The 21451-nt window shown below is 49.9% G+C and carries 18 protein-coding genes, 2 tRNA genes and 2 rRNA genes; 20 read left to right on the top strand and 2 right to left on the bottom strand.

The window, feature by feature from the left end; all coding sequences use genetic code 11:
• The first annotated feature begins 6 nt into the window (after window positions 1-6).
• From NST26_RS29180 to NST26_RS29125, 12 genes are all read left to right on the top strand, one after another.
• The gene (locus tag NST26_RS29180) at window positions 7-1029 is read left to right on the top strand and encodes a phage late control D family protein (protein WP_340980879.1); all 1023 of its coding nucleotides are present in this window, start codon (window positions 7-9) and stop codon (window positions 1027-1029) included.
• Entirely contained in the window at window positions 1030-1446 is a 417-nt protein-coding gene (locus NST26_RS29175) for a phage baseplate assembly protein V (protein ID WP_340957845.1), read from the top strand.
• Window positions 1443-1883 carry a phage tail protein gene (locus NST26_RS29170; RefSeq protein ID WP_235191732.1) on the top strand — a complete coding sequence of 147 codons (441 nt, stop codon included), beginning with the start codon at window positions 1443-1445 and terminating at the stop codon, window positions 1881-1883. Before NST26_RS29175 ends, NST26_RS29170 begins: the two co-directional genes overlap by 4 nt.
• Window positions 1880-2209: a GPW/gp25 family protein gene (locus NST26_RS29165; protein ID WP_339251581.1), complete on the top strand. Its 330-nt coding sequence runs from the start codon at window positions 1880-1882 to the stop codon at window positions 2207-2209. Before NST26_RS29170 ends, NST26_RS29165 begins: the two co-directional genes overlap by 4 nt.
• Before the next feature lie 3 nt (window positions 2210-2212).
• Entirely contained in the window at window positions 2213-3340 is a 1128-nt protein-coding gene (locus tag NST26_RS29160) for a baseplate assembly protein (RefSeq protein WP_340957847.1), read from the top strand.
• A complete protein-coding gene (locus NST26_RS29155; RefSeq protein ID WP_340957848.1) occupies window positions 3333-3884 on the top strand; it encodes a phage tail protein I in 552 nt (183 codons plus the stop codon). The genes NST26_RS29160 and NST26_RS29155 overlap by 8 nt, the downstream gene beginning before the upstream one ends.
• 12 nt (window positions 3885-3896) lie before the next feature.
• On the top strand, window positions 3897-9803 hold the full coding sequence (locus NST26_RS29150) for a phage tail-collar fiber domain-containing protein (RefSeq protein WP_340957849.1): 5907 nt from the start codon (window positions 3897-3899) through the stop codon (window positions 9801-9803).
• 15 nt (window positions 9804-9818) lie between these two features.
• Window positions 9819-10064 (top strand): hypothetical protein, encoded by a 246-nt coding sequence (locus NST26_RS29145; RefSeq protein WP_340957850.1) that lies wholly within the window; start codon window positions 9819-9821, stop codon window positions 10062-10064.
• Window positions 10065-10387: 323 nt separating this feature from the next.
• The gene (locus NST26_RS29140; protein ID WP_036721783.1) at window positions 10388-11080 is read left to right on the top strand and encodes a phosphoadenylyl-sulfate reductase; all 693 of its coding nucleotides are present in this window, start codon (window positions 10388-10390) and stop codon (window positions 11078-11080) included.
• A 127-nt stretch (window positions 11081-11207) separates the two neighbouring features.
• The gene (sat, locus tag NST26_RS29135; RefSeq protein WP_036721781.1) at window positions 11208-12383 is read left to right on the top strand and encodes a sulfate adenylyltransferase; all 1176 of its coding nucleotides are present in this window, start codon (window positions 11208-11210) and stop codon (window positions 12381-12383) included.
• Between the two features lie 71 nt (window positions 12384-12454).
• On the top strand, window positions 12455-13201 hold the full coding sequence (gene cwlD, locus NST26_RS29130; protein ID WP_340957851.1) for an N-acetylmuramoyl-L-alanine amidase CwlD: 747 nt from the start codon (window positions 12455-12457) through the stop codon (window positions 13199-13201).
• Window positions 13202-13296: 95 nt separating this feature from the next.
• Window positions 13297-14406 (top strand): Mrp/NBP35 family ATP-binding protein, encoded by a 1110-nt coding sequence (locus NST26_RS29125; protein WP_340957852.1) that lies wholly within the window; start codon window positions 13297-13299, stop codon window positions 14404-14406.
• A 91-nt stretch (window positions 14407-14497) separates the two neighbouring features.
• Here the strand turns inward: NST26_RS29125 and gerD are convergent, their stop codons facing one another.
• On the bottom strand, window positions 14498-15202 hold the full coding sequence (gerD, locus tag NST26_RS29120; protein WP_036721773.1) for a spore germination lipoprotein GerD: 705 nt from the start codon (window positions 15200-15202) through the stop codon (window positions 14498-14500).
• Window positions 15203-15329: 127 nt separating this feature from the next.
• Here gerD and NST26_RS29115 point away from each other — a divergent pair, with 127 nt between their 5' ends.
• Both NST26_RS29115 and NST26_RS29110 read left to right on the top strand, forming a co-directional pair.
• Window positions 15330-15920: a KinB-signaling pathway activation protein gene (locus tag NST26_RS29115; protein ID WP_076081762.1), complete on the top strand. Its 591-nt coding sequence runs from the start codon at window positions 15330-15332 to the stop codon at window positions 15918-15920.
• A gap of 133 nt (window positions 15921-16053) precedes the next feature.
• The gene (locus NST26_RS29110; RefSeq protein ID WP_340980457.1) at window positions 16054-16875 is read left to right on the top strand and encodes a PPK2 family polyphosphate kinase; all 822 of its coding nucleotides are present in this window, start codon (window positions 16054-16056) and stop codon (window positions 16873-16875) included.
• 27 nt (window positions 16876-16902) lie between these two features.
• On the opposite strand, the gene pdaB is transcribed toward NST26_RS29110, so the two are convergent.
• A complete protein-coding gene (gene pdaB, locus NST26_RS29105) occupies window positions 16903-17706 on the bottom strand; it encodes a polysaccharide deacetylase family sporulation protein PdaB (protein ID WP_036721768.1) in 804 nt (267 codons plus the stop codon).
• A 133-nt stretch (window positions 17707-17839) separates the two neighbouring features.
• Here pdaB and NST26_RS29100 point away from each other — a divergent pair, with 133 nt between their 5' ends.
• The 6 genes from NST26_RS29100 to NST26_RS29075 all read left to right on the top strand — a co-directional run bounded on the left by NST26_RS29100 (window position 17840) and on the right by NST26_RS29075 (window position 21340).
• The gene (locus NST26_RS29100; RefSeq protein ID WP_036721766.1) at window positions 17840-18451 is read left to right on the top strand and encodes a stage II sporulation protein M; all 612 of its coding nucleotides are present in this window, start codon (window positions 17840-17842) and stop codon (window positions 18449-18451) included.
• Window positions 18452-18688: 237 nt separating this feature from the next.
• Entirely contained in the window at window positions 18689-18919 is a 231-nt protein-coding gene (locus tag NST26_RS29095) for a hypothetical protein (protein WP_036692450.1), read from the top strand.
• Between the two features lie 346 nt (window positions 18920-19265).
• Window positions 19266-20825: ribosomal RNA gene (locus NST26_RS29090) — 16S ribosomal RNA — on the top strand.
• Window positions 20826-20949: 124 nt separating this feature from the next.
• A 5S ribosomal RNA gene (gene rrf / locus NST26_RS29085) occupies window positions 20950-21066 on the top strand.
• Window positions 21067-21113: 47 nt separating this feature from the next.
• Window positions 21114-21190 (top strand) — tRNA-Ile (locus NST26_RS29080).
• Window positions 21191-21264: 74 nt separating this feature from the next.
• Window positions 21265-21340 (top strand) — tRNA-Ala (locus NST26_RS29075).
• Window positions 21341-21451 lie beyond the last annotated feature (111 nt).

Here is a 21451-nt window from a genome sequence, read left to right as displayed (position 1 = left end):
GAACTTATGCAGGATGCACGCAGAGCGGTATTCGAGCTGCGCTATAACGGAAAGGACGTTACGCAGGATATCACTAAATCGTTGACAGACTTTCAGTATAATGATGCTGCCTCGGGTTCGTTAGATGATCTTACAGTTACGCTTGAGGACAGGGAGCGCAATTGGCAGGGGCCTTGGTCACCGGTTGAAGGCGATCAATTGGTTGCTGCGATACGGACGGTCAACTGGGACAAGCCGGGTGAAATTAAGAAGCTTCCGCTGGGCACCTTTGAGGTAGACAGTATTGATTTTAGCGGTCCTCCCGACACGATCTCGATTAAGGCGGTCTCGCTTCCCGTGACCTCCGAAGTTCGGATGCAGCGCAGCTCACGCAGCTGGGAGAAAACCAATCTGAAAACAGTAGCTGCCCAAGTAGCCAAACGCGCGAAGCTCAAATTAATCTACGAGGCACAGGACAACCCCTCTTATGATCGGCTGGAGCAGTCGGAGGTGTCGGACTTGGCCTTTTTGCTGAACACAGCTACACAAGAAGGTATCGCGATTAAAGTATCTTCTGGAAGCCTGGTGCTTTTTGATGAACAGGAATATGAACAGAAAGAAGCGGTGGCCACGATCGTGCGGGGGGAGACTAATGTGACAGATTACAGCTTCACTTATAATACTGCCTTTGCAGCTTTCCGGGCATGTACAGTGACGTATACTCCATCACAGGGCAAAGAGTCCTTGAAGGCCACGTATACCCCTCAAGGCGCGCCTAAGAGCGGTCCAATTCTTAAGATTAATGAACAGGTCGACTCGCAAGCAGATGCTATGCGGCTGGCCCGTAAAAGGCTCCGGGAAAAGAATAAAGAGGGCGGCAAAGGTACTCTCTCGCTTATGGGAGATCTAAGGATGGCCACAGGACTCACGATTAATATCAAAGGCTGGAAGCGGTTTGACGGTAAATACATTATTGAATCGGCAAGGCACTCAATTGGAAGCAGCGGATATACAACCAGTCTGGACATTCGTAAAGTATTGGGGTGGTGAATGGTGATACTTATTGGCAGGGTATCTACAGCTAATCTGGCAGCCGGAAGTGTCAGGGTTACTTTTGCAGACCGCGATGATATAGTTTCCGCCGAGTTACCGGTTCTAACACCGGGCGGCTGGGGAAAAGGCAATGCAGTACCGTTGCCGGGAGAGCGGGTCGTGTGTGCTTTTTTGAATCATGCGCGTTCCGCTGGCATCTGTTTGGGAACCTATTTTGCGGATGACGGTCAGCCTTCCGGCACCCAGGATCAGCGGGGAGTATGGTTTGAGGATGGCAGCTATGTCTATTATGACCGAACAGCCCAGAAGCTGAATGTTAAGGCAACCGGCGGGGTGCTGATCGAGGGAGACTTGACGGTTACCGGCAAGCTGTCTGCCAGCTCAGTTCATGATGGAGGAGGCAGAACCGGATGAGCAATAAGGGCAGTAATGACCAGAAGCAAGATTATAAGATGAATAAAATTGGCAGTCTAGGCCCGGTGGTCTTTGTCGTTGCGGAAGGCGCCATTCGTACCATAGATGAATTCAAACGCAGCAGCTCCAGCCGGTGGGCGCAGCATGACATTATCGGCAAGAAGCCCAAGAAGGAATTTCTGGGACCGGGCGCAGATTCGGTTTCATTCTCGGTTCATTTCTCGGCGGCGCTTGGCCTTAATCCGCGCAAAGAGCTTGACAGGCTTACCGAGCTGGACCGTGCCGGCAAAGCGATGCCGTTAATCATAGGACGCAAGAATGTCGGGGTTGGGCTATGGGTGATCAGCAGTCTGTCGCAGGATTGGAACAGGCTGGATAGCATCGGCAATGTGCTGGACGCACAGGTCACGATCTCGCTTGAGGAGTATGTGAAATGATGTATACCATTGATATGACTCAGCCTAGCCTGATTGATTTTAGCCCGGTAACAGTAGCAGAGGAAGTGGCTCAGAATATAAGGATGATCCTGGCTACTCCGCTTGGGAGCGCACCGTTGGCCCGTGGAGTTGGTCTGGACTACTCGATTATTGATGAACCGGCATACATCGCTGAATCCCGCCTGACGGCAGCGATCATCACAGCCATTACAGAGCAGGAGCCGCGCGCAATCGTGGCCGATATTTCTTTTCACAAGGATATAGAAGAACAGCTTACAGGCAGCTTGGCCGTTGTATTGAAATATAGCCTGGCAGAGGAGGAGTAGGAATTGGAATATGCTGAATTACCGGATATCCGCTTTTCGGAGGAGGATGCAGCAGCCATACAGCAGAATGTCATCACTGTATATGAAGGCCTTGCCGGACGCACTCTACAGCCTGCCGATCCGGTGCGGCTTTTTTTGTCTTCGCTCGCAGCGGTGATTATCCAGCAAAAGGTGCTGATCAATCAGACAGCCAAAGGAAATTTACTGCGGTATGCCTCCGGAACATTATTGGATCACATGGGGGCTTTTCAAGGATCGAAGCGGTTAGAGGCATCTGCGGCAATCGTTACGCTTGAGTTTGCTTTGTCCATCCCGCTGGCTTCAGCGACCCCGATACCGGCAGGGACACGCGTCGGAGTACAGGGAGGGAAGGGCACGATTTATTTTATAACCATGGAGTACTTGGAGATTCCTCCGGGAGAGACTGCGGGAATGATCAAGGCAAAATGCTCCGAATCGGGGACAACAGGGAACGGGTTCTTGCCCGGGCAGATTAATGTTCTAATGGACCCGCTGCCTTTTGTCCAGTCGGTAACGAATCTGACCACCAGCTCTGGCGGCGCTGCTGCTGAGACAGATGAAGCATTCAAGGAACGCATACGCCATGCGCCGGAATCATATTCAACGGCCGGGCCTCAGGGAGCATATGAATTCTGGGCCAAGTCCGCTTCCTCGGCAATTAAGGATGTTCATGCCTTCTCTCCGGCGCCCGGGCGTGTAACCGTGGTTCCGTTACTGGCAGAGGGGGAGATTCCAAACGAGGATGTCCTGAATTCAATTGCCGAGACTTTGGAGGACAGGGGAATCCGGCCGCTGACAGATCAGGTAACCGTGAGTGCGCCGCAGCCTGTCAGTTATAATACTGCGCTGACCTATTATATTAGCCGCAGCCGGGCTGCTGAGGTTCCGGGTATCCAGGCGGCAGTATCGGCAGCTGTTGCTGCTTATCAGCTATGGCAGCGCTCCAAGCTTGGCCGGGATATCAACCCGTCAGAGCTAATATCCCGTATTATGGCTGCCGGGACACTACGGGTGACGGTAACAGAGCCCGTGTATAAAACCATGTCCGCAACCCAAGTGGCTCGATCCGGCACAACGGCACTGACTTATGGGGGGCTGGCAGATGATTAATATCCAGACCCTAAGCCTGAGCGATCTGCTCCCGCCTTCCATTCGTAAGGACCCTGCCATGGCCGCGGCCGCGGCTGCGTTAGATATACAGTTGCAAGAGACAACCGCTATGATCGCCGGTCTGAATATATTCAGCCGGTCAGCGGAATGGACAGATGCGGAAACGGATGAGCTGGCCTGGCAATTCAAGCCGCCGTATTATGATCCGGCTCTGCCTGTTGAACAGAAGCAGCTGCTGATTCAAAATGCAATTCCCTTTCATAGGCACAAAGGGACTGCCGGTGCAGTAGAAGATCTGATCGCCATCCTGTTTGGCCAGGGTGCAGTGGAAGAATGGTGGCAATATGGAGGAGATCCTTATCATTTCCGGGTGGTCACCAACAATGCAGATGTGACTGCTGCACGGGCTCAGGAATTCATTGCCGCTGTTGATGCGGTTAAGCGGTTGTCTGCTGTACTGGATAGCGTCACTATTTCACAAGCGGAGCCGCTGCCTCTTTATTTGGGCGGCTTTTTACATTTCGGGGAACATATTCAGATTTAGGGAGGGAATCATGTGGCAGTATTTGGAGGCATGACACTGACCAATAAAGGTCTTGTGCTGCAAGGGAAAGCCCAAGCGGGGGGCAAGTTGAATTATACCCGCATTGCTGTAGGCGACGGCTCACTTACAGGACAAGCTGTTCCGGCGATGAATGGCCTGATTTCGCAAAAAATCAGTTTGCCGATTACACGAATAACCACACAGCCGCCTAATAAGGCGATTATTGGTTCGGTGCTGCGGAACGCGGATGTCTCTACAGGATTTTACTGGCGTGAAGTAGGAGTCTTCGCACAAGACCCGGATGCGGGGGAAATTCTCTACGCCTACGCTAATGCCGGAGTAACCGCAGACTACATTCCACCAGGCGGCGGATCAGACATTATCGAGAAAACGTTCGATTGTGTCGTAGTGGTAGGCACAGCCGCCAATATTACCGCAGTCATTGATGAGTCGCTGGTGTTTGCGAAGAAGACCGAACTGGACGCTCTTGCTGACGCCAAGGTGGATAAGGTATCTGGCAAGGGGTTGTCTGCTAATGATTACACCACGGCTGAGAAGAATAAGCTGGCCGGGATCACCGCAGGAGCAGGCGGGGCAGGCACTGCCACGGATGCGGTTATTGGAAACCGGACGATCTCAGATACGACAGCGCCAACAGGAGACAGCGGCACCGTCACCAATCTGCTGGGTTGGCTGGCGAACACGATCAAGTCGATTACAGGCAAATCTTCCTGGAGGACAGCGCCTGCAACAACACTGGAGGCGGCTAAGGCGCATGCGGATGATACTACCCGGCACCTGACGGCAGCGGAGCGTACCGCATGGAACGCCAAAGAGACAACTGCAGGAGCGCAGGCCAAGGCGGATGCGGTGAAGGCTGCTGCTGCAACGGATGCAAGTACTAAGGCAAATGCAGTTCAAGCCAATTTAACGAGTCATACCGGGAATACAACGGTCCACATTACAGCAGAAGAACGGACCGCTTGGAATGCCAAGGCCGATTCTAGTCAATTAGGCCGGGTAGATCTGACCCAAACCCTGGGGACGGGCACATCAGTGATCCAGGCGGACCAGAACGGTAGTGAATTGGATTTGGTGGTACATGGGCGCACACTGGCTAATCTTATTTTTCGTAATAAAGCAGCAGATTTTATGGCTAATGGGGGAAATTCCACCGTTTCAAGAGATACATTCTCCACCAAATACTCAGACGTAGAGACAATCCAAGTAGCTTATACAGGATCAACCGCTGGAAGTGGTACGGGATACCAATTACTTCCTAATGGTCAAATTGACCCGACAAAGTATTATGTGTTCGCCATTGACATCCAAGTAGTGGAGGCGGTGTCTGCCCGGGCATTATTTGAGTTCGGTACAGGAACGCTTCCGAACGGGACGGTAGCAGGTAACTCTGTAACGCTTGGTGGCCCCGGACAGTGGAAAACGTCTTTCGGAAAAGTGGGCCCGCTCGAACTCGCAGGAAAGACAAAATTCTACTTCCACCTACAGGTGTTTGGAGAAGCAAACCTCTCGTTCCAGTCTGCGATTGGTACAGGATTCCGATTTTATGAGATTTCTAAGGACGAATATGATCGTATTGGTACATCACTAACAGCCGATAACTTTGATGACTACTACCCATTTGTCGCGGGTAGGCAGCACATTCAAGGTGTTTCCGTCACTAAGCAGGGACGTAACCTGTACAGTGGCGGGGGCTATTCGCTAGGGAATGGCGCTGGAACAGCGTTGATTGAGGATTTAGCTAAAAGTAGTATAACTGTCACCTCTGGGACAGCAGCGTACAGCTATATGAGATCAAAGAGCTATACAGTCGTACCCAATACGGTGTATACCTTGTCAGCAGTCTTAACCAATGTTGCAGGCTCGGATGCGCCGCAAATCAGTGTGAGAAAAGGCAGTGATGAGGGCTATAGTGGTATTACAGGGGCAGTACTTTCTGGTACTGGAGCTAAAAATATCAGCTTTAATTCAGGCAGTGAAACTGAAATAATCTTGTTCGCTTATGGATCAGTCGCAACTTCCACTGCGCAAACCAAACGCTATGATAATATTCAGATCGAACTTGGCAGCACCACTACACCTTTTACACCAGCAGAGCCGCAGTCCGTTGTTCTCCCTGTCACCCTTGGGCAGATAGGGGATGTTCGGGATAGTGTGTATAGTGCAGGGGTTGAGTGGATGTATTTGGAGCGGGTAAAAAAGCGGATTCTGAGTGGGTCTGCCCCCTGGATGCTTGCAGGAAATGTTTCAGGAGATGTGAAAAGGGTGTATTTGTCAGGTTTAGAGGGAGCCCTCAGATATAACAGTTTTATAGCCATGAAATATGACGGACGTATTCTCAGCTCTGTTTCTAGTATGACAGACGCAGATCAAGCGTATTTTACAGAAGCGTCTAGCAGAAGGGACTTTTATCTTTCGGTGGCTAATACTGACGGTGGTTGGGGAGCTAGTTATTCCCCAACAGCAGCTGAAATTTCAGCCTATTTTTATGGATACCGTATGAATAACGGTACCTTTGGTACTCCGTACAATGGAAGCGGCATGAAGACGTGGACAGTTATCGGAGCTACCAGCAATGCCGGTGCTGTGACTACAGTGCCGGCAGCACAGGCACCTATTACAACAGTCTGGCAGCCGTATACGCTGGATTACATGCTGGCACAGGCGGCGCAGCCAGTATCGCTTCCCAATGCTGAGGGAAGTATTACGCTCCATCCGGGTGGCAATCAGATAAGCGTGGAGACGGGCGTAATTCAAAGGGAGTCCGTTGTTCCGAAGTTAGATTCAGGAAGATACTATATTCTTGCACAAACGGATAGCTATTGGGGAGCTGCCCGGCTGAGCAAGCTATCATCTAAGATGTTAGCGGTCTATAGAGGGGCAGATATTGATCCAAAGTGGAGGTTTACGGTTCCCAACGAAGTAGCTACGGCATCACTCGCTCCAGAAGACTATGACTCTAAAGCCGCATACTATGTGACTTATTTGGCCCGGGACAAATTCATGCTCACGGCTAACGTCACAGAGGTCGCCGCAAGCTGGCGGACGGGCCTGGGCGGCGTGGTCTCCGAGGTGGTCCAGAGTGTCGCGGAGTTGCGACAGGATAATGATCGACAGGACTTCGCTGATGATTATATCGAGGCCAAGGTCGATAATCTGAAGCTGGAGATCGCTGATGCTTCGGCGTTGCCTGATACGATTCAAAAGTTCAAATTGACGGAAAAGACTGGATATAGCAGAGCCCTACTATCTTCAGACTTCAATAACATTCTTCAATCTGGGGAGTACTCCCTTATTGGGTCAGTTATGCAAAACGGTCCCGTTGCTACACCATCTGGTTACCTTAGAGTACGGGCCATTGATGCGGGAAACGTTATTCAAGAGGTCGTACTGACTCCCACTTTCATCGGCTGGTCTCGTCGTATCACAGGTGGAACGTGGAATTCTTGGGTTGAAAATGAGAATTCCAATAAGAAAAATGCAGCCGGAGGTTATGCTGGTCTGGATGCTACAGCTAATATTTCCGTCGATAATCTACCCTTTGGAAGTGTAACTAACATACTGGGGGACTCTGGTAGGTTTGTAGGCCCAGAAAATGGTGCTCATGACATATATTGCTCAGACACATTTGTCAATAACCGATTTTTCACACCAATGAATGGAACAAGTGTGTCAAGCGGAGGGAAATTCTATTTTGATAATTCTACCTTCGGAGGTACAAGGAATGCTTTAACTGATGATATTACAAGCTTACTGAATCGCATAGGATCAATTGCAGGAGGTGTAGGCACGCGTTACGGTACAGAATACCATATAGCGTCTTACACTATGGGGAGCGGTACAGGTAACCCCAATGGTACTATACCATCAACCAATTTGATGACAGCTAATGGCACCTTACCAGCAGGTGGGCTTAACAAGAGTTTTACTACCTCATTCTGGATACGTGTAAAGTCAGGCACACGAGTAATAATTAATAAGAGTGGAAGACTGAAGAAGAACGGAGTAACTCAGGCTACTCATGTGCAACTAACCACAGCGGATGGATGGGTACACATTGAGCGAGTTGAAGTTGCGGCCAGTGGGTACAGTAATGGTGCCCCTGCTATATTTGCAACTGCTGGTGATGTGGTTCAAATAGCTTTACCTGTTGTGACTGCAGGCGATATCGGGGTCGGTATTCATAACAACCCAGTCATGGGGGCTTCATTAGGGTATGTTCCGCTCGACTCTGCAAAGTACACTGCTGCTGATGTGCTTTCCAAATTAATTACAGTGGATGGTTCAGGAAGTGGATTGGAAGCAGACTTGCTAGATGGACTTCATGGGATCAACTATATGCGGACCGATACTGTTGCAGGAGATGCAGACCTTAACACAATTGTGTCGACAGGAGTTTATAGACTGATGGCATCCGCAATGAAGAATCACCCTGGTCCGAATTATTATTACGGACAGATGCTTGTGTTACACGCACCCAATTCAGATACCATAACACAGATTGTATATCCTTACACGGGTTTTGGCCCTATGTATCGTAGAGGAAATCCGACTAATGTAGGGGGCTCCGGCAGTTGGAGCAATTGGTTCAAAATGTGGACAGAAGAGAATGACGGTGCAGGCAGTGGTCTTGATGCCGACCTTCACGCAGGTAAAACATTGGCCGAAGTGGTTCAGGGTTCTTTGTCTTACCTTGGTACCATCGCGGGCAGCTCGCCTAATTTCACTGCTTCCGCAAACCCACCTATTGTGACGCTTGCATCTGGGCAGCGGCTATCCTTTAAGGCGTTATCATCCACCTCCGGCCCGATCACGCTTAACGTCAATGGCCTGGGGGCCAAGTCCATCAAAAAGCCAAACGGCAATAACCCGCCGTTGGTGCAGGGCGGGGTGTACACGGTAGTCTATGATGGAACGGCTTTTATCTTACAGGGTGAAGGGGGTGAGTATGGTACAGCAACTGCATCCCATGTTTTAAGTGGGTATTCTATTGGCACAGAGAATGGAGTCGTGAACGGAGAAATAAGTAATAATGGTCCTGGTGGAACAATAACCCCAAACGCTAATGTACAAACAAAACCAGCGGGATTTTATAGTAGCGCTATTTCGATCTCTGGAGTAGCGGTTCCTGTGGATAAAGTATTAAATGGAACAACTATTGCTGGCAGTTTAGGAACAATGCCAAACAGATCAGCGGAAAATAACAATATGCCTCCACAGGAAACGGCATATTGGCCAGTGGGAGCTTATAATAATCCGTATGCCAAAGTGCACTTTCGTCCCCCTGCGGGATATTATAATGGATCTACCTGGATTTCTGCTGATTCTGCAGACATGCTGCCTGAAAATGTACTTGCAGGGAAATCTATATTTGGGATGAAAGGTAATATTCCGAATAGAACGAATGACCAACAGGCTGTGACTTCATGGACTAACGGAGCTGGTGCACTGTCCCTTGGTTTTCCTACTGGGGCATATCTCACGAGTAGCGGTTTTGGTGCAGGTATTGCATCAGTTGCAATTACTAATGGAAACTTTACTTCTGGTAACATTCGAAGTGGAGTTAACATATTCGGAGTTGTTGGAAATCTAAAACCTATATCTTCGGCAAGCGGAATCATATGGGCAGGTGGATCAATTACAATTTCAGGGTTAGGATTCAGGCCTAAAGTTTTTTCATTTTCTTATAATCCCAATGGAGAATCATGGACTAATATTTGGGGCTATTTTATCGATAGTTCAATTTTAGCCTCTCCCTATAGCAGAGAGATTTTAAGCGTTTATGATTCCGGAGGATCTATAAGTGCCAATGTTACTATTTTAGATAATGGAATTACCATATCCAATAGCTACAATCAAATCGCTACCCAAAATTATTTATGGTCAGCATGGGGCTGAGAAAGGATTGAGATAATGAATATTGGTAGGAAAATTTATTATGAAAAGTCTACAGGAAATGTCCTCGTAGATACTGGGGAAAGATCTGGTGATGTAATCGAAACTACGCAAGAGCAGGATTTTGAATCCTTTAAATTACTTGTGCAGAGAGTACCTGAATCGGTTGGGGTAATTAAATTGGGGTATGGTCAGTATGGCGAGGACTTCGCAGCAGCAAGCGGTTACCGGATTAATCTAGATACAGAAGAACTGGAGTTTTAATTATGAATCAGTTAAAGAGCCGAAGTAGTGTTGACCAAATATCAAACAATAACAAATTGGATTAGGCACACTTTGTTTTTTAATTTCCAAAATGAGATATTAATTTCATCCATCAAAAAGGCCTCTCCAGAAACGGAGAGGTCTTTTTTTGTCTTAAACCAAGTTAATCTTGATCAGGGTTAAATTCCACTCCAAACTTTATTCCAAATTGAACAAAACCCATTGACTTCGCCGGATAAACGGATATACTATATCTTATAGAATTAGTCGGGATTAGCCTCGTAGGTTTCGATCTTGACGATATCCGGATGGAGGAAACTAAGATGAACCTGCTCGAGAAAGAGGATTTAATCAAAGTGAAAGCGGAAGAGCTGGAGAATGCTTCTCCCGAGGAGATTATCCGCTGGGCGGTGGAGACCTTTCCGAATATAACCTTTGCCTGCAGCTTCGGGGCGGAGGATGTAGTGCTGGTGGATATGATCCAGAAGGTGAGTCCTTCGACAGATGTGTTCTATTTAGATACGGATTATCATTTCAAGGAAACCTATGAGACTAGAGATATTATGGCTGATAAGTACGGGATGGAATTCGTCCGGGTGTCTCCGCAGATTACGGTGGAGGAGCAGGCCTTGCAGTATGGGGAGGCCCTATGGAATACTGACCCTAACCAGTGCTGCGCGATCCGTAAGGTAGAACCGCTGACCCGTATTCTCTCACAATACGACGCTTGGATTACCGGGATTCGCCGGGATCAGGCTCCTACCCGGGCCAATGCGAAGAAGATAGAATATGATAATAAGTTCGGGCTGGTCAAGTTCAATCCGATTGCGAACTGGACTACAGAGGATGTGTGGAATTATATCCGCGAGAATGATGTAGTCTACAATCCGCTGCATGACCGAAATTTCCCGAGTATCGGCTGTGAGCAATGCACCCGGGCTGTTATGCCTGGTGAAGATCCGCGTGCCGGCAGATGGTCCGGTTCGGACAAGACAGAATGCGGACTACACAAATAAGACACGCCTAAATAAATATCGCTCAGATATGATCACTAATTTATCCGCACTTATTTACCCGCACGCACTAAATTACCAGCACTCTATACAGCACTACACAGGCATTGCACAGGAGGAGAGAACAGGGATGACTTCAATACTTCCTCACGGAGGAACGCTGATCCGGCGCATCGCAGACGGAGAAGAGAGAGAAGAACTGCTGAAGCAAGCTTCAGGCCATCAATCGATTGCCCTCAATACATGGACCTTATCTGACTTGGATTTAATTGGTGTAGGTGCCTTCTCGCCGCTCACCGGATTCCTGAACGAAGAGGATTATCACTCGGTAGTAAGCAATATGCGCCTGGCTAACGGAACCGTATGGAGTATACCGGTTACGCTGGCTATAGGTGACGAGCAGGCAGCGACTCTTGCAATAGGCGACAGAGTGGCACTCAAAGGCGAACACGATGATATCATCTACGGTTTGCTGGATATTGAGAGTATTTATACGGTAGACCAACAGGTTGAGGCGCACAATGTGTTCAAAACAACCGATCCCGCGCATCCCGGAGTCAGTAAGCTGCTGTCCCGGCCGGCAACCTATGTAGGCGGACCTATAACGGTGCTCAACCGCCCGCAGCCGGAGAAGTTCGCTGAATTCTATTTTGACCCCGCCGAGACCCGCCGGATCTTCGCCGATAAGGGCTGGAGAACGGTTGTAGGCTTCCAGACGCGTAACCCGGTACATCGTGCCCATGAGTATATCCAGAAATGCGCTATGGAGGTTGTAGACGCTCTGTTCCTCAATCCCCTGGTTGGTGAGACCAAGTCGGATGATGTTCCGGCCAACGTGCGGATGAAGAGTTATCTGGCCTTACTGGAGAATTATTATCCGGAGAACCGTACCTTCCTTGGCGTCTTCCCGGCAGCGATGCGTTATGCGGGCCCCCGTGAAGCCATCTTCCATGCCATGGTGCGCAAGAATTACGGCTGTACACACTTCATTGTCGGCCGTGATCACGCGGGTGTTGGTGATTATTACGGCACGTATGAAGCGCAGGAGATCTTTGCGAACTTCACCGCCGAGGAGCTGGGCATCACGCCTCTGTTCTTCGAGCACAGCTTCTTCTGCGTGAAGTGCGGCAATATGGCCTCCAGCAAAACCTGCCCGCATCCGTCTGACCAGCACTTGACTCTCTCCGGTACGAAGGTACGTGCGCTGCTGCGTGACGGACAGTGTCCGCCTCCTGAATTCACTCGCCCTGAGGTGGCGCAGATTCTGATTGAAGGTATGTCACCGGAAGTCTCTGTAAACTCCTGACAGCCAGTACTATTTGGCCCTCTTGTCCCATATAGATGAGTAGAATCTATCGGGACGAGGGGGTCTTTGTTATGTCTGGAGGGCAGAAGCATAAAGTCTCGGTCTGGATCTCTTGGCGCAGCATCAAAAAAGGTATCCTGGGCGCTGTGCTGCTCACGATAATGATCGGAATCATTGCCTACGACATGCCGACTGCGAGGACGGTCAATTATTGGAGCCTGCCGCTCTCCGGCAAGGTGATTGCCATTGATGCAGGTCATGGGGGACCGGACGGGGGAGCAGTGAGCCGCTCAGGCCTGATTGAGAAGGATATCAATCTCTCCGTGTCGCTGTATCTGCGCGATTATCTGCAGCAGGCTGGGGCGATTGTGGTGATGACCCGTGAAGGCGATTATGATCTGGCCCAGGACAGCACCAAAGGGTACGCAAGACGCAAGACGGAGGATCTGAAGCAGCGGGTGCGGAGCATTGAAGAGAAGGGCGCCGATCTGTTTGTCAGCGTACATATGAACAGTATTCCCTCCAACCGTTGGAGCGGGGCGCAGACCTTCTATTATCCAAGCAGCGAGAGGAACAAGGCCTTGGCCGGGCTGGTTCAGGATGAGCTGAGAGCTACACTTGAGAATACGGACCGCGTGGCGAAGACGGCGAATACCATTTATTTGTTAAAAGTGTTAAAGATGCCGTCCGTGCTCGTTGAGGTAGGCTTCCTGTCACATCCTCAGGAGTCCTTGCTCCTAGGGGATGATCTGTATCAGCGGAAGGTGGCAACCAGCATCTACCGGGGCATCCTGCGGTACAGCTCCGAGCAGCCATAGCGGCATAGGGTGGGACTACTCTTCCCTCCGGGGGTAATGCTATAATAGGTACAAATCCCGGGGCTTACCGCCGGATAGGAACAGAGGTGCTTTCCATGCAGACCAGGGAACAAATTCAGGAACTTTTACAGCCGCTTACAGACCCGGAATCCGGAAAAAGCCTGATCGAACTACAGTTAATCCGCGATATCATGATCAAAGAGGACCGTATTTCGTTATCCATCGTATGTCTGGATTCGGATGAGAAGAAGCGGATGGAGCTGGAGCAGCAGGTACGTGACCTGCTTACGGCGGGCGGGGCAGAACAGATTCATATCCGCCTGCGTGATGCCACCGATTATGAACGGGCTATGCTTCGCGGAGAGGGCAGCGGGGACGAGCCGGATTCAGATGAAGGGGAGAAGCTCAAAGGACACGCAGCAGGCCTTGAGGGGCATGAGCTGATTAACGAGAACTCAGGGGTGAACTTCATCGCGATCGCCAGCGGCAAGGGCGGGGTCGGGAAATCAACAGTAACTGTGAATCTGGCCGTGGCACTGGCCCGTAAGGGCAAGAGAGTCGGCCTGATCGATGCAGATATTTACGGCTTCAGTATCCCGGACATGATGGGAATTGAAGAAGGGCCGATCGTGGAAGAAGGAACGATTATTCCGGTAGAACGCTTCGGCGTCAAGGTCATGTCGATGGGCTTCTTCATCCGAGAGAATAGTCCGGTGATCTGGAGAGGACCGATGCTTGGCAAAATGCTGCGCCAGTTCTTCGCCGATGTCGGCTGGGGGGAACTCGATTACCTGCTGCTGGATCTGCCTCCAGGTACGGGCGATGTGGCCCTTGATGTCCACCAGATGCTGCCGCACAGCAAGGAGATCATTGTCACTACCCCTCATGCTACAGCTGCCTTTGTGGCAGCGAGAGCAGGCTCTATGGCTCTGCAGACCGAGCATGAGATTCTTGGCGTCATTGAGAATATGGCGTACTACGAATGCTCCTCCTGCGGCAAAAAGGATTATATCTTCGGCAGAGGCGGCGGAGCCCGTCTGGCGGAAACGCTGCATACAGAGCTGCTGGCCCAGGTGCCGCTGGGTGCCCCGGACAACCATATTTCCGAGCCGGACTTCTCACCGTCAATATATAAGGCGGATACGGCTACAGGAATATTGTTCGCAGACATTGCAGACAAGCTGATTGCCAAGTACGAGCAATAATCACCCTTTGACCTTGAACGCACATAAACAAATAAACAAATAAGGCCATGTCCCATCCACGGGGCAAGGCCTTATTTTAAAATATAAGAGGTTAAGAACCCGAACCGGAATCGTCTCCGCCTTCCTGCTTCTGGCTGTCACCGCCCTGCTTGTCCTCCCCGCCGCTGCCGCCTTTACCCCCATCCTTTTTCTCAACCTTAGGCTGCAGTTCATCCTGGACCACGGATTTGAGAAGCGTAAGTACTTCCATACGGAATAGCGGGTTCTGCATAGCCTCCTGCATAATCGTCATGGACTGCTTGCGGTAATCCGGAGTCTTCGTAAGATCGAGGAACATTTTCGTCATTTCGGGCGACTTCATAATTTCTCCAACCGACTTCTGATAAGTGGGGTCCTTGATCAATTGAAGATGAAGTTCCTTGCTCTGTTTATTAATCGCTTTGGCGAAATCGCCGGCAAACTGCGGATCAGTCATGATTTTTTCAATTTCCTTCTGATACTCCGGCGCGGTGAGGGTATCTTTAACAGCGAGCCGGATCTGCTCCGTGGTTTGCATAGGCATCATCTTCATGCTTAAGCCGCTGGCGGCGCTGCCCTCTTCTGAGCTTGGAGTAGACAAGGCCTCCTCTACAGCCTTTTTCCCTTCATCACTTTTCAATATATCGACAACCATCGTCTTCATTTCCTTATATCCGCCTTGTCCCGAAGAAGAACTGCTCTGTTCGCCCCCGCAGGCCGTCAAGGTGATTATCAAGCCAAGTGCCAAGCCTCCAGACCAGATAGCCCTCCATTTCATTGGCGCTGCCCTCCTTTATAGAATTACTGATTGTAGTATGCCGCGCCAGGGCACATTTATGTTGAAGCGGAATGGTTTTTTGACGGTAACCTTGGTAAAATAAATCTGACACGGGGAGGTGGAAGTGCTGAGCTTGAGAAAATGGTTTTATTTGTTCTGGACCACGCTTTTGATCGGTGCAGGCGGGGCTGTCATTGCTGGACTTGCTCTGCAGATAGGGAATGGCGGTATACAATTTAAAGGCACTGCCGATCTTCTCCTGTACTCCCTGATTCTTTTGGGCTACGGAGTGCTTGTAAGCGTATACGCCCAGCTCGGATTTTTTGCTTATCTGATCCTCAACTATACGGGCATCGGGGTGTTCCCGCGCAAGGCGTGGCGTTACATACAGCTGGTGTTGGCCGTGCTGGCGCTGTTTGAGCTGATGTTCCTGCGCACCTTTGTCAGCGGAGACCAGAGCGCCCGGACGGATTTGACGCTAGGCGTGGCTATTCTGTTCACTGCACTTATTGTATCTTGGCTCAAAATGCGCAGCACGAACGCATCAGCCTGGGTCCCGACCTTTTTTTTCATGACAGCCATCACTATAGTGGAGATTATCGGTGTGCTGCGGATCGGCGTGGACAGCGCCACCATCTTTATTCTTGTACCACTTATCGCCTGTAATGCCTTCCAGATTCTGATGCTGCACCGTGTACTGAAGCCGGCCACAATCTGACCATAGCAACATGCTCAAAACCCCGCCCCTCTGTATACAACCAGGGAGGCGGGGTTTTGGCATTGCCTGTGGGGAGCGGTTAGAATGAAGATGAAGAGGTTAATCTTAAAGAACAGAGTGGAGGAGGGAATATATGAACATCAAGCGCTATATGATAAAAGACACCAGTGAAACACGCCTGAAGGACCTCGATCCTGATGAACGGGGAGACTTCAAATCCAAAGAAGAAGCCGAAGCCAAAATGGAGAAGCTGAAGGAACGGCTGGTCAAGCTGCAGGATATCCTTTTTGCACAGAAAAAGCATTCGCTGCTGGTCATCCTGCAAGGAATGGATTCAAGCGGTAAGGACGGAACCGTCAAACACATCTTCTCCGGCATCAATCCGCAAGGGTTCATCGTAACCAGCTTCAAGAAGCCTTCACTGGAGGAAGAAGCGCACGATTTCCTGTGGAGAGTTCATATGAAGACCCCGCCCAAAGGCTATATTGCCGCATTCAACCGTTCGCATTATGAGGATGTGCTGGTGCCCCGCGTGCATGGCAGTCTTAGCAAGGAGGATGCCAAGCGGCGGTTCCGCTACATCCGCCAGTTCGAGGAGATGCTGGCGGAAGAGGGAACGACGGTCATTAAGCTCTTTCTGCATATCTCTAAGGAGAAGCAACTGGAGAAGATTAAGGAGCGGCTTGAAGATCCGGCGAAGCACTGGAAATTCGATGCCAGTGATCTGCAGGAACGCGAATACTGGGACGATTATCAAAAGGCGTATGAGGATGTTTTCCAGGAGAGCAGTATAGATAAGGCTCCATGGTACTGGATTCCGGCGAATCACCGCTGGTACCGCAACTATCTGGCCATGAAGATTGTGGTCAAAACGCTGGAGGGGCTTGACCTGAGTTACCCGAAGCTGAATACACCGACGCCTGATATCTCTCAGCTGATCTCACCGCGTCACTGATGCCATACACAGGTAAAGGAAAGGGAGTTACATTCCTGCAGCGTCTTCCAGGCCATTATTCAGCAAGGCGGAATCGCGGACTTCCTTACCGTTTGCACTGCTTTGGCTGATTAGCTCAGAGACGGTTACGAACTCATACCCCTGGCTGCGGAGCTTATCAATAATCTGAGGCAAGGCTTCATGCGTTTGTTTACAGGAGTCGCTGGCATGCAGCAGCACAATATCTCCGGGATGGGCTTTGCTCGTTACACGGTTAACGATGTTATCCACACCGATGTTCTTCCAGTCCAGTGAGTCCGTGTCCCATTGAATGACTTTATAGCCGAGATCGGTGGCCACCTGCAGGACTCTTTTGTCAAAATCACCGTTAGGCATTCTGATCAGGTTGGGCTGAGAACCGGTTAGCTCCGTCAATACTGTATGGGCAGTACTAATCTGCGTGCGGATTTCATCATTGCTTAGCGTACTGTAGTTCACATGCTTGTGACCGTGGCTGCCAATCTCGAACCCGGCGTCTTTGATGCTTGTAACGATCTCAGGATGGGTTTTGCTCCAAGGTGAGGATAGGAAGAATGTCGCTTTATCCACCTTCTTGTCTTCCAGCACCTTCAGAATCGGCTCAGGCCGTTTCTCTCCCCAGCTGATATCGAAGGTTAAGGCGATCAGCTTCTTTTCCGTCGGCACACTGTAAATGGCAGAAGGGGCAGCTTCAGAGAATACGGTGATATTGCCCCTCTCCACATAGACAACGCCGGCGGTAAGAAGCGCAGCAGCAAAAATGTACAGGAACCGTTTGATCTTTTTGCCGCTAAATACATAAAAAGAATTCATAATGTCAGCGCTCCTCTCCCATGCGAAATGCTTGTTTGTTCTAAATGTATGCTCGTACAGGGCGCTTATGACCTTAGATATGAATCATTCCATACGAAATGCAATTCGGCAGAATCCAAATCAGGAGGTACGCATGTTATCTTTTAATACATTTATTAAGGATCTAAGGACAATTCGCACAGCGCTCCTAATGGCTACAATCCTGTTCATAGCCGGGGGAATCTTGGGCTGGCTCGGCACAGGTAGTCTTCAGCAGCTGCTGAATGAGCAATTGAAGGGGATCAGTAAGATTAGCGGGAACCTTAGAGAGTCGTCCAATCCGCAGTGGAGCTTTTTTGTATTCATTTTTCTGAACAATAGTATCAAAAGCGTAGTCATCATTTATCTGGGCGCCTTATTCGGCCTCTTGCCGGCATTCTTCCTGCTCATCAACGGTGCCGTTATCGGCTATCTGATTCATTTGTCCGCGATACAGGGACAGGATCTGTTCACGCTGATTGTAAAAGGACTGCTGCCGCATGGCATCATTGAGATTCCGGCCATCATCATTGCCTGCGCCTTTGGGCTGAAGTTCGGCAGTAAGGTGCTCTCTGCACTCTTTGGAGCGATGAAGCGGAGCGGGGAAGGGGCAATGAATTGGCAGGCCTTTATGCGGCAGACCTTCACCGCTTCGGTCTGGATTGTGATTCTGTTATTTGTGGCAGCAATCATCGAGAGCACAATTACATTTTGGCTTTTATCATAAAATCTTGGGGAATTGTGCATAACAGTAAAGCCGAAACATTTGGATCTGCTGCCAGGTTGAATAAAGAGAGTCCATAAATGGAATTTTCTTATGATAATGGTTATAGGTTCAATACTCCGGTTAATTTAGTGTAAGCACTTCAATAGAGCTTCCCACATCAAATGGCTTTTTTGAGTGAGATGAAACGGCGTTTGATGGTTTTGGATAATTATGAATTTCATGAAGGAGGCCAAGCATATGTTGGGGATGTTATTCAATGAGAAGGAATGCAAGGAGCTGGACTATGTTTTGCGCAAAGAGCTGGATGAGATGCTACTGGATATGAGTGATCAGCGTTTAGATCAGAACATTAGGCATGCGATTGCCAATCGATATAAAACAGTTTTCCGTATGTATGCACGATTTGCTCCACAGAAAGAGCTGTCTAAGTATGCATGGGGTGGACGTTCTTCTCAGTTCAAGCACTAGGCTGAAGCAGGCTGATAACCGGAATAAATAAAATGAATGAAATAGCTTGACGAAAAGGGAGCCGACATGATACATTATATCTCGCGCTCCTTTTGAATGTTTAAAGAGAAGACGCAGGCAAGAAATAATGAAAAATAACTTTTTCAAAAAAAAGCTTGCCAAACAACGAAACACTATGATATATTATGAAGGTCGCCGCTGAGATGCGGTGAAGAGCTAAAATGAGACATTGATCTTTGAAAACTGAACAACGAGTGAGTGGGAAATCACTTCGGTGAGATCCAAAAATGAGAATGTGAATTCTCGTCAGATGTTTGAAAATGAGCAATCGCTCTTTCTAAATACCAATTTGGAGAGTTTGATCCTGGCTCAGGACGAACGCTGGCGGCATGCCTAATACATGCAAGTCGAGCGGAGTTTGAGAGGAAGCTTGCTTCCTTTCAAACTTAGCGGCGGACGGGTGAGTAACACGTAGGCAACCTGCCCTCAAGCCTGGGATAACTACCGGAAACGGTAGCTAATACCGGATAATTTCTTTTTTCTCCTGAGAGAAGAATGAAAGGCGGAGCAATCTGCTGCTTGGGGATGGGCCTGCGGCGCATTAGCTAGTTGGTGGGGTAACGGCCCACCAAGGCGACGATGCGTAGCCGACCTGAGAGGGTGAACGGCCACACTGGGACTGAGACACGGCCCAGACTCCTACGGGAGGCAGCAGTAGGGAATCTTCCGCAATGGGCGCAAGCCTGACGGAGCAATGCCGCGTGAGTGATGAAGGTTTTCGGATCGTAAAGCTCTGTTGCCAGGGAAGAACGTCCGGTAGAGTAACTGCTGCCGGAGTGACGGTACCTGAGAAGAAAGCCCCGGCTAACTACGTGCCAGCAGCCGCGGTAATACGTAGGGGGCAAGCGTTGTCCGGAATTATTGGGCGTAAAGCGCGCGCAGGCGGTTATTTAAGTCTGGTGTTTAAACCTTGGGCTCAACCTGAGGTCGCACTGGAAACTGGGTGACTTGAGTACAGAAGAGGAAAGTGGAATTCCACGTGTAGCGGTGAAATGCGTAGATATGTGGAGGAACACCAGTGGCGAAGGCGACTTTCTGGGCTGTAACTGACGCTGAGGCGCGAAAGCGTGGGGAGCAAACAGGATTAGATACCCTGGTAGTCCACGCCGTAAACGATGAGTGCTAGGTGTTAGGGGTTTCGATACCCTTGGTGCCGAAGTTAACACAGTAAGCACTCCGCCTGGGGAGTACGGTCGCAAGACTGAAACTCAAAGGAATTGACGGGGACCCGCACAAGCAGTGGAGTATGTGGTTTAATTCGAAGCAACGCGAAGAACCTTACCAGGTCTTGACATCCAACTAACGAAGCAGAGATGCATCAGGTGCCCTTCGGGGAAAGTTGAGACAGGTGGTGCATGGTTGTCGTCAGCTCGTGTCGTGAGATGTTGGGTTAAGTCCCGCAACGAGCGCAACCCTTGACTTTAGTTGCCAGCAGGTGAGCTGGGCACTCTAGAGTGACTGCCGGTGACAAACCGGAGGAAGGTGGGGATGACGTCAAATCATCATGCCCCTTATGACCTGGGCTACACACGTACTACAATGGCCGGTACAACGGGAAGCGAAGCCGCGAGGTGGAGCCAATCCCAGCAAAGCCGGTCTCAGTTCGGATTGCAGGCTGCAACTCGCCTGCATGAAGTCGGAATTGCTAGTAATCGCGGATCAGCATGCCGCGGTGAATACGTTCCCGGGTCTTGTACACACCGCCCGTCACACCACGAGAGTTTACAACACCCGAAGTCGGTGGGGTAACCCGCAAGGGAGCCAGCCGCCGAAGGTGGGGTAGATGATTGGGGTGAAGTCGTAACAAGGTAGCCGTATCGGAAGGTGCGGCTGGATCACCTCCTTTCTATGGAGAATCGTTTCCTGCAACGGAAACATTCAAATCGGAAGCTTTGCTTCCACAATAGAACCTTCGGGTTCGAACACTCACTCGTGTTCAGTTTTGAAAGAGCAAGTCTCTTTCGTATGCGTTTGGTGGCGATAGCGGAGGGGTTCCACACGTACCCATCCCGAACACGACCGTTAAGCCCTCCAGCGCCGATGGTACTTGGACCGAAGGGTCCTGGGAGAGTAGGACGCCGCCAAGCGAACAATCAATTCATTGATTGCTTCACTACTGCAAGTTTTGTTATATGGGCTTTTAGCTCAGTTGGTTAGAGCGCACCTCTGATAAGGGTGAGGTCGGTGGTTCGAGTCCACCAAGGCCCACCATATAACAATCTAAATTGAATAGCTGGGGTCCCCGAAAAGTAATCGGAATTAACCTTTTTTTGGGGTGATTATATGGGGCCATAGCTCAGCTGGGAGAGCGCCTGCCTTGCAAGCAGGAGGTCAGCGGTTCGATCCCGCTTGGCTCCACCAATCATGTTTTACAACAGTATATGCACATTGTCTGTTATTTCGAACATCACAGTCGTGATTGTTTCATAATAACAGCAACTTGATCCTTGAAAACTGGATACCGAAACGAAT

Source organism: Paenibacillus sp. FSL R7-0128, assembly GCF_038002245.1.
GTDB lineage: Bacteria > Bacillota > Bacilli > Paenibacillales > Paenibacillaceae > Paenibacillus_AQ > Paenibacillus_AQ silagei.
This window is presented reverse-complemented; position numbering and strand designations above follow the sequence as displayed.